The sequence below is a fragment of the Pseudoalteromonas luteoviolacea genome (assembly GCF_001750165.1).
GTDB lineage: Bacteria > Pseudomonadota > Gammaproteobacteria > Enterobacterales > Alteromonadaceae > Pseudoalteromonas > Pseudoalteromonas luteoviolacea_G.
In genome coordinates this window covers 4,047,290-4,063,356 of record NZ_CP015411.1, presented here as the reverse complement: position 1 = coordinate 4,063,356, position 16,067 = coordinate 4,047,290, and the positions used below count along the sequence as shown (strand labels likewise).

Sequence of the window (16,067 nt, the reverse complement as noted above, 5' to 3'; positions counted from 1 at the left end):
TGTAAGAAATAGATCAAGCACAATGCTAATAGTTTGGTGATTGCAGCTTGAGCATTTTATGCCTTAAAAAGCCTTTTTGTGAGAGTCACTCGATACTGTGTTATTTGGTCGTAAAGTTAATTTGTTGCTGATAGTTTTAATGTGGATACCGCTCAGTTATGGTGCTGATGAGCAGGTACAAACGTCATTAACTCAACTTTCTATTTCTCTTGAACAAAACCCCAAACTGACTTTAGGTAAAGTGAAAGAGTTAAATCAATTGTTTTTGCACCCTCAACCGAGTTCACGCTTTTGGTTTGAACTTAAAGTCATAGAAGTTAAAGCGAAAACGAGGCTGGGTTACTTTGAAGAGGCTGAGCAACATTTATACCAATTAGAGTCATATCTACCCGTGATGGGCACATTTGAAGATGCGCCTGCACAAATAAAATTACTGCAAGCACAATTGGTACTGAAGAAAAATGACATCAGTGCCGGTTTATTGTTATTGGAGCAAGCACGTGATCTTGTGCCAAAAGAGCATGTGACGCTACGTAGTGATATCTTACATTCAGTGGCGTGGGCGTTGCGCTATCAAGCAAACTATAGTGAAGCTGAGCAGGTGATAAAAGATGCTATTTCATTGGTGGCGCCAATAGAAGATAAAGCGCGATTAGCAACTTATTATAATCAGCTTGGAGTGATTTATGACTATATGGGAAGCTTGCAGCTGGCGTTACGTTTTCATGAAAAGTCTTTGAATATTCAAAGACAACTGCAAAATCAGCAGGGTATTTCAAATTCGCTATATAACATTGGTGAAATTTATCGGGATTTAGAAAAATATCAACAAGCCTTGCAGCATTTTAAGCAGGCTTTAGAAGTTGATAAAGCGTTGGGGGATCCGATCCACATTGCAAATAGTCATGGCAAGCTCAGTCAAGTGTATTTAAAGCTGGGGAATATTACCCAGGCTCTGTCACACAGCCAGGCAGGCATTGAGTTATCTCGTGCCAGTGGCGCTAACAGCGATTTGGCTTGGCAGTTGAGCATATTGGCTAATATTTATGTTGCTCAAGAAGCTTTAACGCAGGCTTTGGCCATAGCGCAAGAAGCACTTACATTAGCGCTAGAAGCAAAGGCAATAAGAACTGAGCATACCGTGAGAATTGTGATGATTGAGATTTGGCTTGCACAATCACAGTATGAATCGGCGTTGTCTGAAATTGAATGGGTATTAGCCTTGCCTGATATTGGCACTTCCTATCGTGCAACATTACATAAATATCAAGCACAGGCATTAGAACAATTGGGGCAATATAAGTTAGCGGTGCAAAGTTTAGAGTCATTTATAGAAGCTCGAACCCAGCTATATCATGATTTAGACAAGCAGCAAGCTTTAACCATGCAGCAAAATGTGGAGTTTATTCGCCAAGAGCAAGCATTAAAACTGATTCAAAATGAGCAGGCCCTTGCGCAAGCTACCTTAGAAAATTTAAAGCTACAACGGGGAATGGGGGCGTCTTTGTTGTTATGCTTTATGGCGGTAGGCATATACATTTATAAGCGGCAGGTGCAAAAGCAACAGTTTGTGGAGCTCGAAGCGGATATGATGGCGCAATCTTTGACTCAGAAGAATCGTTTACTGGCTGATGTGTCCCATGAATTGCGTACGCCTTTGGCTGCGCTAAAACTGACGGTTGAAGCAATGCAACACAATATTGAGCCAGATCCGGTTAAGGGCTTTATAAAAATTCAGAAAAAGATTAGTCATTTAGATAACCTCATTAAAGATATTTACCAATCGGCGCAATTTGACAATGATGCTATGGTGCTAGATAAACAGCCTGTTGATGTCAGCATATTACTACAAGAGATTGTTGAAGAATTTCAGCCAATGTATGCCTCCAAACAACAGTCTTTGACTTATGTAGAAGAGGTCGATAACACCTTGTTTGATTTAGACGCTGCGCGGATCCGCCAAGTTATATTTAATTTACTGAGAAATAGCCACTTTTATACCAGTGTTGATGGTCAGACAGTGGTGACCCTAAAAATGAATAAAAAAGGGTTAATGATTTCGACACAAGATTCATTTCCAGGTGTCGCAAGCGAAGATTTAGAAAAAATATTCGAACGATTATATCGATGTGAAGGGTCTCGGAGTCGAGATCATGGTGGCTCTGGACTTGGCTTGGCGATCTGTCAGCAGATCGTCCAAGCACATGGTGGTAACATCAGTGCTGCACATAGCTCAATGGGTGGAGTGGACATTACCTTATTTATCCCGTATCAGCCAGATTATTAGAAACGGTAGCTAACACCTAAACCGAGACTTGAAACATCCAGATCCCCCATATCTAGGTACTGATAGCTTATATTCATAGCCATGCCATTTTGCCAGTCATATTGCCAGCCCAATTCAGCGACGAAACCAACACCATCTTCCTCAACAAGCGTTTTGCTGCCCTGATTAATTTCGTAGTCATAGAAGTTAGCACCTAGCTTACCATAGAGAGAGTTTTGCTTTGTTAGTTGGTATTGGCCTTTGGCGGCGACTATCAAGTTACCATAATCGATGTCATTTGCACCAAGTCCAAATAACGTTTTATTTAGTTGAATACAGGTGAATTTTCTATTTTCAGTGTCAGTGCATTCCCAGTCATCTGAATCACTACCGCCATTTAGACCGACTTCCAGCGCCCAGGTAGGATCAAACTGATAGTTATAATAAACATATAACTGGCCTACACCATCGCCATCTTGGCTAGAGCTTTTATAAGATGCAGAACCTCCAGATAGTTGTGCACCGACTCTGTGCTTCTCATCAACTGTATTTGCCATTGATGAAAAAGAGGTTGTTGCTACTAAGACAAGTGAGAGTAGAGATAAAGTTTTCATTACGCATATTCCATTTGGTTAACTTGTGACTCAGTTTAGGGGCAAGCCTTGTGAGAGTCTGTGTCCCCGTTGTCAAAAAGTGTAAGGGTTGGTGAGAATGTGCGTGAGGTACATTTAGCACTGAAATTGGTGCTGAAATTGGTGGCATATTTGTTCAAGTTGAATGTCTGAGACAGCTGCATTCGTGCCTGTATGTTTGACCAAAGCAATTTCTATATTTGGTAATATAGGGAGTCTCGGATCATGTAACACAGGGAGGGTGTTACGGCTTAGATTTGCCATTGCGCTGATAGCGAGGTCGTGTTTGACCAAACCGCGTAATGCGCTGGCACTGCCCGAACATGCGACTAAGTGAAAATCCCTATTTTGCTTCATTAGTCCTTCTGTGGCTGCCTGGTGAAATCGGCATTCTTTTTGGAAGACTGCAAGAGGCAATACAGCCTGCTCTAACAATTGAGTTTGGTTTGCACCAATCCACACACCTTTGTCCTGACACAGTAAATAGCCTTGTTCAGAATCTGCACTGCGGGTTATGATGGCAATATCGATAAGCCCTCTATCTAGTTGTGAAAGTAGATTTGGGCTTGATGCACAGGTTACATGTAATTCTAGGTGCTCGATATGCCGATGTAACAATTGAATTAAAACAGGTAAGATCGATTCTGCATAATCATCCGGACAGCCAAGGTGCAACAGTTTTTTTGGCGTTGCCGAACGCAAATTAGTCAGGGCACATTGTTGTAACTGGATTATCTTTTTGGCGTATCCGGCCAGTGCGATGCCTTCCGCCGTTAAATGCAAATTACGTCCTTCTTTGAAAAATAACGTTTGTCCAACTTCTTGCTGAAGCTTCTTCATTTGCATGCTGATTGCCGATTGTGTTTTGTGCATTTGTGTAGCGGTTCGGCTGAAGCTACCAGTCTCAACAAAAGCGAGAAAGCTTTTTAGTGCGTCGATATCCATATATCAAATATTTTGATGTGTTGTATTCAAATTATCCGATAGTTTTAGCGTGAATTACAACTTAGGATGAACGTAATTACACACATAAATTGAGATTAGGGAGACATAATGCAGCTATATATTGGCAATAAAAACTATTCTACATGGTCGTTGAGAGTCTGGTTATTACTGGAGAAATTTGGTTTAGACTATGAGGAAATTAAACTGAATTTAGCGACCGAGTCATTTTATCAAACACTAGAAGGGATTAGCCCTACATTGAAAGTCCCAGTACTCGTTGATGGCGATGTGACGGTTTGGGAGTCTCTCGCCATTTTAGAATATATCAATGAATCTTATCTATCTGGTAAGGCACTGCCTAAAAGTGAACCAGAAAGAGCACTGGCACGTGCTTTGTGTGCTGAAATGCACAGCAGTTTTGGCGCCTTAAAAAGTGCCATGCCGATGAATATAAGAGTTAAACGTCGCGTTGAAGTGAACCCACAAGCCCGGAACGACATCCAGCGAGTAGAGGAGATTTTTACCGAGCAAACACAGCGCTATGGACAAAAAGGAGATTGGTTATTTGGTGACTGGTCGTTGGTCGATGCGATGTTTGCACCCGTTTGTTTACGGTTTGAGACATATGGCGTCGAATTAAATGCTCGTGCACAAAAGTATGTTGGCCAGGCACTTGCTTGTCCTGTACTGTCACGCTGGCGGGCCCAAGCGTTGTTAGAGGCTCAGATCGTTCAGTGTAATGAAACTGGAGTGGATAGGTAGCCCGTGGTAAGGCTCCATATTTTTAACCCAATTCCACGTTAGACTATGACAAATTTAATTGACGGAAAAAAAATGGAACTGGTTGCCATTGAAGCTGAAAACCAAGCTGTTTATTTTAATCTTGCGCAAGCTTATGAGGCTGAGTTTTCCAAGTTAACAGAGAAAATGCCATTGCAAAATGGGATGTTTGAATTGGATACAGACATTGCGGATGAAAATGTTGCTGCTTTTATTTGTTTTGAATCAGGTATACCTGCCGGCATCGCGGCCGTGTATTGCGGACCTGAGCGTAATTATGAGGTTGCCGAGTTTTATATTGTACCTGTATTTCGAAAAGCAAAGCTAGGGACTCATTTTGCACACGCGCTTTGGCGATATTTCTCTGGCGATTGGACCATTAAGCAGATAGCAGGTGCGGATGATGCAACATGGTTTTGGCGCAGTGCAATTAAAAAGTTTGTCGGATCAGCATTTACCGAAGATATGTATGAAGATGACTATTGGGGCAAGGTAACAAGGCAGTGTTTTAGTAGTAAATTAGCGGAATAATGAGGTGCCAACACGATTATAATGTGGCACCGCATATTTTAGTGTTTAAACAACACCACGAGGAAGACGACAATCGTGGTCTTTCTCAGCAAGCTCTACAATCCAAGCTTCTTCAGCTTTGAAGCCTTCTTCGTTGGCTTTTACAACTGTAAAGGCAGCAGCTTTTGCTTTTGCAGCAGGTGCAGGCTTTTTAGCAGCTTTTTTAGCTACTGGTTTTTGAACTGGCTTTTCTTCGCTTGCACCAGCAGAGCCTGAAGTTAGCTCTTCGGTTAGTGCAGCGACATCAGCTAGGCGCATATTTTTGCCACCATCAATGCTGTACCAGCCTGGTTTGATCGTGATTTCTGGCTTTTTGCCATTCACAGCTTCATAAGCAGCTTCAAACGCGCTTAGAACTTCAGTCTTATCAAGTTTACTCATCGTAGATCCCAGTCGTGTTGTACGTGGATACGCAGGTTAAGAATAAACGCCATTTATACCTATTTTTGAGCAATTTTTCAATTTTTTGCGTTTTTAAGCACAGATTCAAGTTTCATTAGGTGTAACTTTATGCAATTTTTGCGTTTTTATTACATATTGCTCTAAAGCGCTTCACTATTGAAGCTGCGTCTCAGTGCAATCCAAAGCAGACCAATTTCTTCATGTGCATAGGTTGTTACGGCTTGAAGTGTATTACTGGAGGCAATAAATTGTCGGTAGGGGGGTGTATTGTAAAAACTATACACTTCAACCCCTGAAGGGATGGTATCTATGCCTTGTGCTGCGAATAAGTCTTGTGCTCGGCGCATATGGCTGGTTGATGTGACAAGAATCACGGTGCTGTCTACTAGGTGGGGCGCTAACAACATGGCTTCATCTGCGGTGTCTCTTGCCTTGGGGTTTTGTCTAATGCGATCGGCTTTAATACCCAGCGCTTTGGCTGTTTGAGCCATTAAGGCGCTGCTGGTTGTGCGATTAAAGCCTGCACCAGACACTATGAGCTCAGCATGAGGATAGAGATGTGCAAGCCGGATCCCTTCAACCAGCCGCGCGAGTGCAGTACTTGAAAGCTGCTTGTTTGCTGGTAGTTGAGCGTTTGGGGTTAACCCTGCGCCAAGCACAACGATGGCGTCAACGTGTTGATGGGATTTTACTGATAGCGTCGGGATCGCCTGCTCTTGAGGTGTGATCAGTAAGTTTGCCATATAGGGAGTGCTGACCATCCATAAAGCCATGACCATCACAACACTCAATACATAACTTTTTTTATGTGTCTTTGAAATCAGTAGTAGCAATAAAAAAATAACAAGCAGTGAAGCTGGTAGCGGCATGAGTAGGCTACCAATAATTTTTTTTAGTTCAAACATAGTAAGCTCTAACTATTGAGTTAGAGCTAGTTTAACCTAACGACTAATAGATTGCTTGCAGGTGTTTAAAAAGTGTCGATAAACAGGGTTATCTTTCATACTCTTTTTCATTGCCAAGTACATAGGTCGACTTAGACCAAGGGCTCCCAATGGAATCGATTTGATAAGCCCTTGGCTTTCATACGGTGTCACTAACCAATCAGGTAATGCGGCAACGCCCATTCCTGCACTCACAAGTTGAAAGATCAGTAGACCTTGATCAACCGATTTTAGCGTACCATCAAAACGTGCGTTTTGAATAAAGTGCTTAAATATGTCTTGTCGTTCTTTAGGGATCGGGTAAGAAATGATTGTTTCATCTTTGAGATCTAGCGCTGTCACATAGGCTTTTTTCGCAAGCTCATGATCAGGTGCAACGATTAACTTGAGTTTAAAGTCAAAAACGTGAGCGTACTCTAGTTGTTCTGGTTCACGAATATCTGAAGTGAGCACAATATCTAACTCATCATTTAACAATTCAGGTATTGCGTCGTAGCTAAACCCTTGCTCATAGTCGACTCGAATATCAGGCCAGAAGTTATTGAACTCTTTAATTGTTGGTAACAACCAGTGAAAACATGCATGGCACTCCACACTGAGTTTTAATTGAGAGATCGGTTGGTTCAAGCTCTCTTTCAGTCGGCATTTGGTAGCTTCTACTTTAGGTAATACCTCACTTGCAAGTTCTAATAGCAACATGCCTTGTGGAGTAAACCTTACTGGTTGGGTTTTTCGTTCAAATAACTGGCAATCTAATTTGTTTTCTAGATCTTTAATTTGATGAGACAAAGCTGACTGAGTTAAAAATAACTCACGTGCAGTGTTCACCAGTGATCCAGTATCTTTCAGGGTAGCAATGGTTTTTAAGTGCTTAATGTCTATCATCATTAATAAATCTCATTCTAAACGTGAGTAAAACTCAGATTACATCCATATTACGCTGTACAACCAGGGCATTCAACGTCTGGACGTCTATAATTCCATCAGCGATTGTTCAAAATTTCACTAAATCACTATAACACTATTTTTGACAGCGTTGTCATTATTTATTTAACTTTTTTTAAAAAAAATACAAATTAATTTTGCTCATGTTGCATTTGAGAATCGATCAGTTGAGAAAAATCACCGTTGGAATTGCTTTTTAGACACTTAGATGTCTAAATGGAGTTTCATACTATGGCTTTTATTCATAATTTAGGCTTTCCTCGTGTTGGTAAGCGATATGAGTTGAAGCTTGTTGAGCGCCATTGATCTGGACAGAGTACTTAACAGGTATTAATAGAGCAAGGTCGCCAAATACGAGTTCAGAATGTAGCATTGCAATCAGAACAAGGAGTTAAACTACTGCTTGTTGGTGAGTTTGCTTGGTATGATGATGTTTCAATAACTTCTTTTATGGTTGGGGTTATCCCATAGCATCATATATCAGGAAGGACAAATCGATTTAGGTACATTGTTTGGAGTTGCCAGAGGTAATACGCCGACGGGGCGTGCGTGTGCAGTCAGTGATATGACTAGATCGTTTAATACCAATTTTGTACCTGAGCTGAGTTATGACCAACCTTCTGAGCACAGCTAGTTTGAATTATTAAAACAAGTCAATGATGCGCAGCAGCTTGGTTATCAGGCAAAATCTGTTTTGATAGGCCTTGTGATTTATCTGAATTTAGCCAAATGCGTTGAGCGTGAACTAGATAAGTTGGCCTTGCTGGAGAAGTTGTTGCCAGTATATCAACAAATTTTAATAAAATTAGCTGGGTAAAATGTAGAGTGGGTACAAATTGATGCCCGCATTTTGGCAATTGATTTTGGTCCAGATTATCGTGCAGCGAGAATAGCTTGTTTTACCTAGTGATCGTGTTTGGACGTCAATTTAACACTTGCCAGCTATTTTGACTCATTGACAGGCTATTTTAATGACATTGCAACTTACCTCATTTCAGGCGCACAGTTTGATTGGGTGTCAGTAAACCTAGATATTCATCAGTTGCATTTTTTATTGCGTCCAGAGCAAATATTATCACTGGGTGTTGTGAATGGCAGGAGTAGTTGGTGTATGGACTTACAAGTTATTGATGAGGGCATCAAAGCGGTTGTTGAAGTGCGGAGTAATAGATTGTGGATAGCACCGTCGTGTTTACTGCTTCATAGCCTTGATGATGAGGTATGGCCTATGTGATCAGAGTGACGGCTTGTGGCGTTAGTGGTGAAACTCAAATTCACACATATGTTATTCAGAGTTCAATGACATTATTTCTGCAATTGCTGAAATAGATGCCGGTGTGATCACCATAGAGATTTTACATTCAAACGTGCCATTGCGACATGCGTTTGAGAACTTTAATTACCTCAATGAAATTGGCCCAGGCGTTTATGATATTCATACGCTAATAGTGCCTACAGAGTGTATGTCAATGAATCCCGACTTTGGGCTGAAAATACGAAAATGACAAGAAACACGAATTGCTTGGGCAATTATGTTTAAAGCGATAAAAGAGTGATGAGAAGTGCGCTCTCAATAAGGTCATCACTGAGCTCGCCGTATATTGCTATGGTGGCTCAGTGTGCGAATGCGTATCACTTATTAGAATAGTTATATTTTTTGATTAGTTTGCGCCTGTAAAAATGCCATGGCTTTATCACCGGGCATCGGTTTGGATACTAAATACCCTTGTCCCAGTTGGCACCCTTTGCGTTTTAGCCTAGCCCATTGTTTAGGTGTCTCTATTCCTTCTGCCACCACTTGTAATTGCAGAGATTTTGCCAGTGATAAAATGGCATCGATCAGCGGGCTATCTTTTGTGGAAAGTTGCTCTACAAAGCTTTTATCTATTTTTAAGACATGAATAGGTAGTTGGTGAAGGTAACCCAATGCAGAATAACCAGTTCCGAAATCATCCAAGTAAAGCTGCACGCCTAAAGGCGTAATGCCATTTATAATTTTTGTTGCAAGGTTTAAGTTTTCGATTAGCCCTGACTCGGTGATCTCTAAACACAGGCTTCCTTTGGTTAGATCATATTTGTCATAAAGACTCTGAATCGTCTCAATAAACTCCAAGCTGGCAAAATGGCGGGAGGATACATTGACGGTAATTTTAACGTCAGGCATGCCCTGACTTTTCCAGTTTGCGAGTTGTTTGGCTGCAAGGTGCAAAATATGTTTATCTAGCTCGATAATTTGCCCAGTGCTTTCGGCAATTGGGATAAATTGATCTGGCGCAACCAGGCCGTTTTTTGGATGGTGCCAACGAACTAATGCTTCGAAGCTCACAACCCGTGGCTGGTTTAATGTGAATATAGGTTGGAAGAACAGCTCAAATTCATCATTGGAAATGCCATTTTGTAAATCGTTTTCAATATCAGCTTGATGTTTTAATTTACTGCGCATGGCATTATTAAAGTAGCGAATTTGACTGCGTCCCGCAGATTTTGCTTCATACATGGCGGCGTCTGCTTGCTGTAATAAAGTGATTGCGCTGTCGGAATCGTCTTCCGTAAAAGCAACGCCAATGCTACTAGATGCCTGTAGAACATGCGTGTCAACCATAAAAGGGTTCGCAATGGCTTGTGTTAAACGCTCCAATGCTTTTGTTACTTGCCCTTCGTCCTGTATGTTTTCCATGAATATAGCAAATTCATCACCGCCGAGCCTGGCAAAAGTATCGGTTTTGCGAATACAAGTTTGTAATGCTTGCACGATTGCAATGAGAAACCTGTCGCCCACATCATGTCCTAAAGAATCATTGATACTTTTAAATCGATCTAAGTCCAAATATATCAGGCAGTGAATTTTAGAGCTGGTTTGCCGGCCAAGAGATAAGATAGCGTGTTTCATGCGTTCTATGAGCAAATAACGGTTTGCAAGGCCTGTAAGGTCATCGTGGAGTGCTCGGTGCTCTAACGCTTGCTTTGCAAGCCGGCGATCAATAGCCATACTAATTTGTCTGCTAATATACGTTAGAATTGTGTAGTGCTGGCGATTGAAAGTTTCTTGCTGTTGGTAACTTTGCAGGACGATAACGCCTTGATATTGATCGTTTACAACAAATGGAACACCAAGCCAAGCTTGCGGTGAGCGACCAATCATTTCAAAGTGGCCTTGCTGGATGTGTTGTTGAAATTGTTGATGATCACAAAGCAAGGCTGACTGTGTTCTGATGACATAATATGAAGCGGTATTTTTTAACTGTGCCTTGGATACTTTTTGTTGCACAAAACACTTGTCACCATCTTCAATTAAGTACTCAATCTCGAGCATATCTTGTTTGGTATCATAAATACCAATGAAGCAATTATTAGCAGGCAACACGGTATTGATGATTTTATACAGTTCATCATAAAACGTATCAAGCTCTTGAGAATGGTAGGTGATATTAGCTATTTTCAATATGCACTTTTCGATCATCTGCGCTTCATTGAGTTGGGATACTGTAGCAGTGAGGTGATCGACTGTTCGAACTTGGTATATCTTGGCACTAAGCAGGTGTGCAACGGTTGATAAAATTTGTAAGTGGCTAGATGTGAAGTAGTTTTGTTCCGGATGTTCACAATCAATTACACCAATCAGCTGCTCTTTATACACCAAAGGAACACAGAGTTCAGATAAGGCAGGACGAGAGTCTGCAATATACATGGGCTCTAGAGATAAGTCACCGGAAATAAATGGCGTTTTAGTTCTCGCCACATGCCCTGTGATCCCAGCTTCGATAGGGATGGTTTTTTGGGCAATCTCGTAGCGTTCGCTCTTTTCGGTTACTCCCATACTAGCAACGACTTCTAAATGTGTATTATTTTTATCAGCTAAATAAATTACGCAGTCAACAAAACCCAGTCGTTTGACAACTTGAGCAGTTACATAGTCAAAGAGTTCTTCTAAATGGGTAATGTGTAATAAAGATGAGGAAAACTGATTGATAATGCTCAACTGCTCTGTTTTTGATTCTAGTTTTTTTTCTAACAGCATAGGCAATACTCGGTTGGACATTGATCGTACGTTATCTTACATAACAATGTAATCTCAAATTATGTTGTAAAAAAGTAGATATGGCACTGTAAAAAAAAACGCACAAATTGTCCATTATAAAGGTACTGTTTGCAGTGATTCATTTGTAATGTTATTTGCATCAATAAGTTAAATTTATCCTCATGGCTGCAAATGCGCACGAAGTCTCGGTGAGTAAGCATATTTTATAGCTGACAAAATAGGTGAATCTCTTTACTAAACGCTTGGCAGCGCCTATGATCGGGCAAATTCAGCAGTGGAAATTAGCAATGACAAGTAATCAGACCCTTACCATTACTCGCCCAGATGATTGGCATGTACACTTAAGAGACGGTGATGTCCTTAAAGATACGGTGCGTGATATAAGTCGTTATATGAGACGAGCAATCATTATGCCTAACCTTGTACCTCCTGCGACTTCTACAGACGCTGCGCTTGCTTATAGAGACCGTATTATGGCTGCGAAGCCTAAGGCGGGTTTTGAACCTTTGATGGTGCTGTATTTAACAGACAATACGACGCCAGAAGAAATTAGAAAAGCAAAAGCAAGTGGTCATATTTTCGCGGCTAAGTTATATCCTGCAGGAGCAACAACCAATTCTGATTCGGGTGTAACGGATATTGAAAATGTGTATCCTGCGCTTGAAGCGATGCAAGAAGTCGGTATGTTGCTTCTGATCCATGGAGAGGTGACTGACTCATCAATTGATATTTTTGACAGAGAGAAAGTATTTATTGAGACTAAATTGGCAAAAGTTGTTGAAGCATTCCCTACTTTAAAAATTGTACTAGAGCATATCACCACGAAAGATGCTGTGGAGTTTGTGCGTTCTGCACCTGATAATTTAGCTGCGACTATTACAGCGCACCACCTCCTATATAACCGCAATCATATGTTGGCTGGTGGTATTAGGCCTCACTATTATTGTTTGCCTATTTTAAAGCGTAATATCCACCAACAAGCTTTAATCGATGCTGCAACAAGTGGCAGTAAAAAGTTCTTTTTAGGCACAGATTCAGCCCCTCATGCCAAAGATAAAAAAGAAGCGGCTTGTGGTTGTGCAGGTGCATATACAGCACATGCTGCTATTGAGTTATATGCAGAGGCATTTGAAGAAGCGGGGGCATTGGATAAGCTAGAAGGTTTTGCGAGCTTATTTGGCCCTGATTTTTATGGATTACCGCGCAACCAAGATACGATTACTTTGGAGAAGAGCCCTTGGCAAGTGCCTGAGTCTTACCCTCTGGGTGATACAAATGTTGTTCCTATTAAAGCAGGTTCTACCATTGACTGGCAGGTAATTGAATAAACTTAATTCAGTGAACTCTGGTATTTAATTTTAAGGCTGCATTTGCAGCCTTTTTGATATTTACACTTTCCCAAGCGGCGAGCATTTATGTTTATAAGAGCAATAAAGGTGTATGGGTATAGTATCATGCTACATGGTTAGAGCATCGACGTATAATTATAATCCCTCGCACACTCTTCTTTAGTTCCACCATTTTATTTCTTGGTTGAAAAACGCTTCCAGAATTACTCCCATTTTTTTCTTTGTAATGTACTGATACAAGAGAAAGGTAATGCTATAAAACTCGGATTTACTATTTATTCATCGATTCATAGCATGGGCTATTAGCAGTTACACAAAACACCTTTTTGTGCATAAATATACTTAGAAGAGAAATTGGTGAGTCAGAAATATGGACATCATAAGAGCAAGTTAAGTTGTATTTTTGAATCTAATTAGTGAGTTTTTTATCTACTGCTAGCAGAAAAGCGCATTAAAAAGTGGTCTGATTACTTAGATGGAAAAAAATAATGAGTAAAGAATGTTGAAATTTTTATTAGAGTAGAAGACTTTAAGAAACTGAACGCTATAAGCTAAGTCTTTTTTAAACATATACTTAATTGTTTTTTTAAACATTCTAAATGAAAAAAATTAATGCTGTTTTTGTTAATGGTTATTTTGTACCTATTTTAAATAAATCATGAGATGTTTAAAATAATGTCTATTAATTTGAAAATATATAAATATAATATACTCTCAGTATTAGAGCTTTTTAATACTTCAATGAAAATTGTAATCAACACTTTGTGAGAGAAATCTAATGCGTGAAATAAAATCTTTTATTAAAAATGCTAGCTTCAGCGACCTAACTAAAGCACATGAATTACTTCAAGAAGCAATTGCCCAACAACAGGAGCAAGCGGAAGCGAAGGAGGAAGTACTAGCGCTATTAAAAGAAAAGGGATTAACGCTAGATGACTTAGTTGGTTCTGGTGCTACGGACAAGCGCAGCAAAGTCAGTCCAAAATATCGAATTGAAATCGATGGTAAAGTACATGAGTGGACCGGGCGTGGTAAAACACCTAAAGCGTTTGCAAATGTAAATTTAGATGATTATAAGATATAATTATAAAATATTTTTAATCAATATCTAAATCGAAAGGAACTATTCGTTTTAGCAGGTGAGGTAGTCAGATATCTCACCTGTTTTTAATTTAAAGACAAGCCTCACCTATTCATGTTCAAAGTTTACTTTTTTTGAATACCTTGTTCGTTATTTGAAAACTTTCTTTTCTAGCATTTAATTTATTTACCTATTTCAATAACAAGTATACTGACAAGTACCTTTTTTAGGTATTTAAGTTTGTGTGTATATAAACTCATTACTATCTATACCTCAATGTGCGTGGTCACTAAAATAAGAAGGATGATATACTTGGGTTTTCGTTGAGATGTTACATGAGGTGCGTTATTTATACGCTTAGGCCCTACCAAAAAGAAGCTGTTGAAAACACCATTACTCATTTCAGGAAAAGTAGTAAACCAGCGGTGATAGTACTACCAACAGGAGCAGGAAAAAGTCTCGTTATTGCAGAGTTAGCGAGAGTGGCAAAACGAAAAATTTTGGTGCTTACCCATGTGAAAGAGCTCGTCGAGCAAAATGCGCAGAAATATGAGAGTTACGGCCTCACGGCGAGCATATTTTCAGCTGGCCTAAATAAAAAAGCGTTAGACCAACAAGTCACTTTTGCATCTGTGCAATCCTTAGCTCGAAATTTGGAGCTGCTAAATACATTTTACTCATTAGTTATAATTGATGAGTGTCACCGTGTTAGTGGCGAAGACGATAGCCAATATATGCAAGTGCTAAAGCGCTTAAGAGAGTTCAATACTGACCTTAAACTACTTGGGTTGACCGCTACACCGTATCGACTTGGTTTAGGTTGGATATATCATGAGCATTATCATGGCTTTGTCCGTGGTGAAAAAGACAGCCCATTTGATAAATGTATATATGAATTACCACTTCGCTATATGATCCGCAATGAATATCTCACCCCACCTAAACAAGTTGATCCAGCAATAGATAACTACGACTTTTCTGCATTAAAGCCGGATCGATTTGGGCGATTCAGTGAAAGCGACATGAATAGTTTGTTGAGCTCCCATACACGAGCCACAAAAAGTATTATTGAGCATGTGTTAAGCGAGTCACAATCTCGACAGGGCGTGATGATATTCGCTGCAACGGTATTACATGCGAAAGAAATTGTTCGCTATTTACCAAGTGAGGAAACTGAGTTGGTGATTGGAGATACTGACAACAAGCTGCGCGATAACATTATTTTGCGATTTAAAAATAAGGAAATTAAATTTTTAGTGAATGTATCTGTATTGACAACGGGGTTTGATGCACCACATGTCGACTTTATTGCCATATTGAGACCGACGGAATCAGTGAGCTTATACCAACAAATTGTTGGTCGAGGGTTACGCTTGGATAAAGGCAAAAAAGATTGCTTGGTAATTGATTATGCGGGCAATGAGTTTGACCTTTTTCACCCTGAGGTCGGTTCAATTAAACCGAACCCTGATAGCGAGCCGGTACAAGTCCTATGTCCTGGTTGTGGCTTTGCCAATACATTTTGGGGCAAGCTGGATGAACAGGGAGCGCTTTTAGAGCATTATGGTAGGCGTTGCCAAGGCGTGTTAGAAAACGAAGCTGAAGGCGAATCTGTACAGTGTGACTATCGATTCAGATTTAAAGAGTGTGATCACTGCGGCGCAGAGAATGACATTGCAGCTCGGCAGTGTTTAAGCTGCGGAGAAGTGATGGCTGATCCTGATGATAAGCTCCGTGATGCACTGAACTTAAAGAATGCACTAGTTTTGCGTTGTTGCGGCATGACATCTGAAGTGATTAAATCAGAAGTACTCAAAGTTACATATTTTGATGAAGATGGAGCAGAAGCCAGTGAAGTTTATGACTTTAGTAATAAAGGTAGTAAATTTTATTTCCATAAAAACTTTGCAAAGCGGCTTAAATCAGCAGGGCAAGTAGGTCAATGGCATAGTGTAAATGAGGTCGATATCGCAAAATTGAATGCGCCCGATTTTGTTATCGCCAAACAGCATAAAAAATATGGGTGGCAAATAGTTGAAAAGATTTTTGATTATAAAGGCGGGTATAGGGTTGCGGACAAAAGTTAATAGGTAAATAGGTAGTGAGTCGCAGCA

The 16,067-nt window shown here is 40.2% G+C and carries 14 protein-coding genes and 1 pseudogene; 9 read left to right on the top strand and 6 right to left on the bottom strand.

Going from position 1 to position 16,067, the window contains the following annotated elements:
- The first annotated feature begins 139 nt into the window (after window positions 1–139).
- Entirely contained in the window at window positions 140–2,287 is a 2,148-nt protein-coding gene (locus tag S4054249_RS17360; protein ID WP_069949148.1) for a tetratricopeptide repeat protein, read from the top strand.
- On the opposite strand, the gene S4054249_RS17355 is transcribed toward S4054249_RS17360, so the two are convergent.
- Entirely contained in the window at window positions 2,284–2,880 is a 597-nt protein-coding gene (locus S4054249_RS17355; protein WP_046358522.1) for a porin family protein, read from the bottom strand. The two genes, S4054249_RS17360 and S4054249_RS17355, sit on opposite strands and share 4 nt — an antisense overlap.
- 114 nt (window positions 2,881–2,994) lie before the next feature.
- A complete protein-coding gene (locus S4054249_RS17350) occupies window positions 2,995–3,843 on the bottom strand; it encodes a LysR family transcriptional regulator (protein ID WP_046358523.1) in 849 nt (282 codons plus the stop codon).
- Between the two features lie 108 nt (window positions 3,844–3,951).
- On the opposite strand from S4054249_RS17350, the gene S4054249_RS17345 reads away from it, so the two are divergent.
- Together S4054249_RS17345 and S4054249_RS17340 are read left to right on the top strand one after the other, a co-directional pair.
- Window positions 3,952–4,605 (top strand): glutathione S-transferase family protein, encoded by a 654-nt coding sequence (locus S4054249_RS17345; RefSeq protein ID WP_046358524.1) that lies wholly within the window; start codon window positions 3,952–3,954, stop codon window positions 4,603–4,605.
- 45 nt (window positions 4,606–4,650) lie between these two features.
- On the top strand, window positions 4,651–5,154 hold the full coding sequence (locus tag S4054249_RS17340; protein WP_230851873.1) for a GNAT family N-acetyltransferase: 504 nt from the start codon (window positions 4,651–4,653) through the stop codon (window positions 5,152–5,154).
- A gap of 45 nt (window positions 5,155–5,199) precedes the next feature.
- Here the strand turns inward: S4054249_RS17340 and S4054249_RS17335 are convergent, their stop codons facing one another.
- The 3 genes from S4054249_RS17335 to S4054249_RS17325 all read right to left on the bottom strand — a co-directional run bounded on the left by S4054249_RS17335 (window position 5,200) and on the right by S4054249_RS17325 (window position 7,424).
- Window positions 5,200–5,574 (bottom strand): hypothetical protein, encoded by a 375-nt coding sequence (locus S4054249_RS17335; protein WP_046358526.1) that lies wholly within the window; start codon window positions 5,572–5,574, stop codon window positions 5,200–5,202.
- A 161-nt stretch (window positions 5,575–5,735) separates the two neighbouring features.
- Window positions 5,736–6,500, bottom strand: coding sequence for a YdcF family protein (locus tag S4054249_RS17330; protein ID WP_046358527.1), 765 nt, complete (start codon window positions 6,498–6,500; stop codon window positions 5,736–5,738).
- A gap of 36 nt (window positions 6,501–6,536) precedes the next feature.
- Window positions 6,537–7,424, bottom strand: a complete 888-nt coding sequence (locus S4054249_RS17325; protein WP_046358542.1) for a LysR substrate-binding domain-containing protein — start codon at window positions 7,422–7,424, stop codon at window positions 6,537–6,539.
- Window positions 7,425–7,856: 432 nt separating this feature from the next.
- On the opposite strand from S4054249_RS17325, the gene S4054249_RS26995 reads away from it, so the two are divergent.
- The 3 genes and pseudogenes from S4054249_RS26995 to S4054249_RS26985 all read left to right on the top strand — a co-directional run bounded on the left by S4054249_RS26995 (window position 7,857) and on the right by S4054249_RS26985 (window position 8,989).
- Complete coding sequence (locus tag S4054249_RS26995; RefSeq protein WP_230851872.1) at window positions 7,857–7,955, top strand: hypothetical protein; 99 nt, start codon at window positions 7,857–7,859, stop codon at window positions 7,953–7,955.
- A gap of 223 nt (window positions 7,956–8,178) precedes the next feature.
- Window positions 8,179–8,718 (top strand): annotated as a pseudogene (locus S4054249_RS26990) (hypothetical protein).
- A 46-nt stretch (window positions 8,719–8,764) separates the two neighbouring features.
- Window positions 8,765–8,989, top strand: coding sequence for a hypothetical protein (locus S4054249_RS26985; protein WP_331245640.1), 225 nt, complete (start codon window positions 8,765–8,767; stop codon window positions 8,987–8,989).
- Between the two features lie 143 nt (window positions 8,990–9,132).
- On the opposite strand, the gene S4054249_RS17315 is transcribed toward S4054249_RS26985, so the two are convergent.
- Window positions 9,133–11,502: a bifunctional diguanylate cyclase/phosphodiesterase gene (locus tag S4054249_RS17315; RefSeq protein ID WP_046358529.1), complete on the bottom strand. Its 2,370-nt coding sequence runs from the start codon at window positions 11,500–11,502 to the stop codon at window positions 9,133–9,135.
- A 308-nt stretch (window positions 11,503–11,810) separates the two neighbouring features.
- On the opposite strand from S4054249_RS17315, the gene pyrC reads away from it, so the two are divergent.
- The 3 genes from pyrC to S4054249_RS17300 all read left to right on the top strand — a co-directional run bounded on the left by pyrC (window position 11,811) and on the right by S4054249_RS17300 (window position 16,040).
- On the top strand, window positions 11,811–12,851 hold the full coding sequence (gene pyrC, locus S4054249_RS17310; RefSeq protein ID WP_046358543.1) for a dihydroorotase: 1,041 nt from the start codon (window positions 11,811–11,813) through the stop codon (window positions 12,849–12,851).
- A gap of 799 nt (window positions 12,852–13,650) precedes the next feature.
- A complete protein-coding gene (locus S4054249_RS17305; RefSeq protein WP_046358530.1) occupies window positions 13,651–13,956 on the top strand; it encodes an H-NS histone family protein in 306 nt (101 codons plus the stop codon).
- Between the two features lie 332 nt (window positions 13,957–14,288).
- Window positions 14,289–16,040, top strand: coding sequence for a DEAD/DEAH box helicase (locus S4054249_RS17300; RefSeq protein WP_046358531.1), 1,752 nt, complete (start codon window positions 14,289–14,291; stop codon window positions 16,038–16,040).
- Window positions 16,041–16,067: the final 27 nt, after the last annotated feature.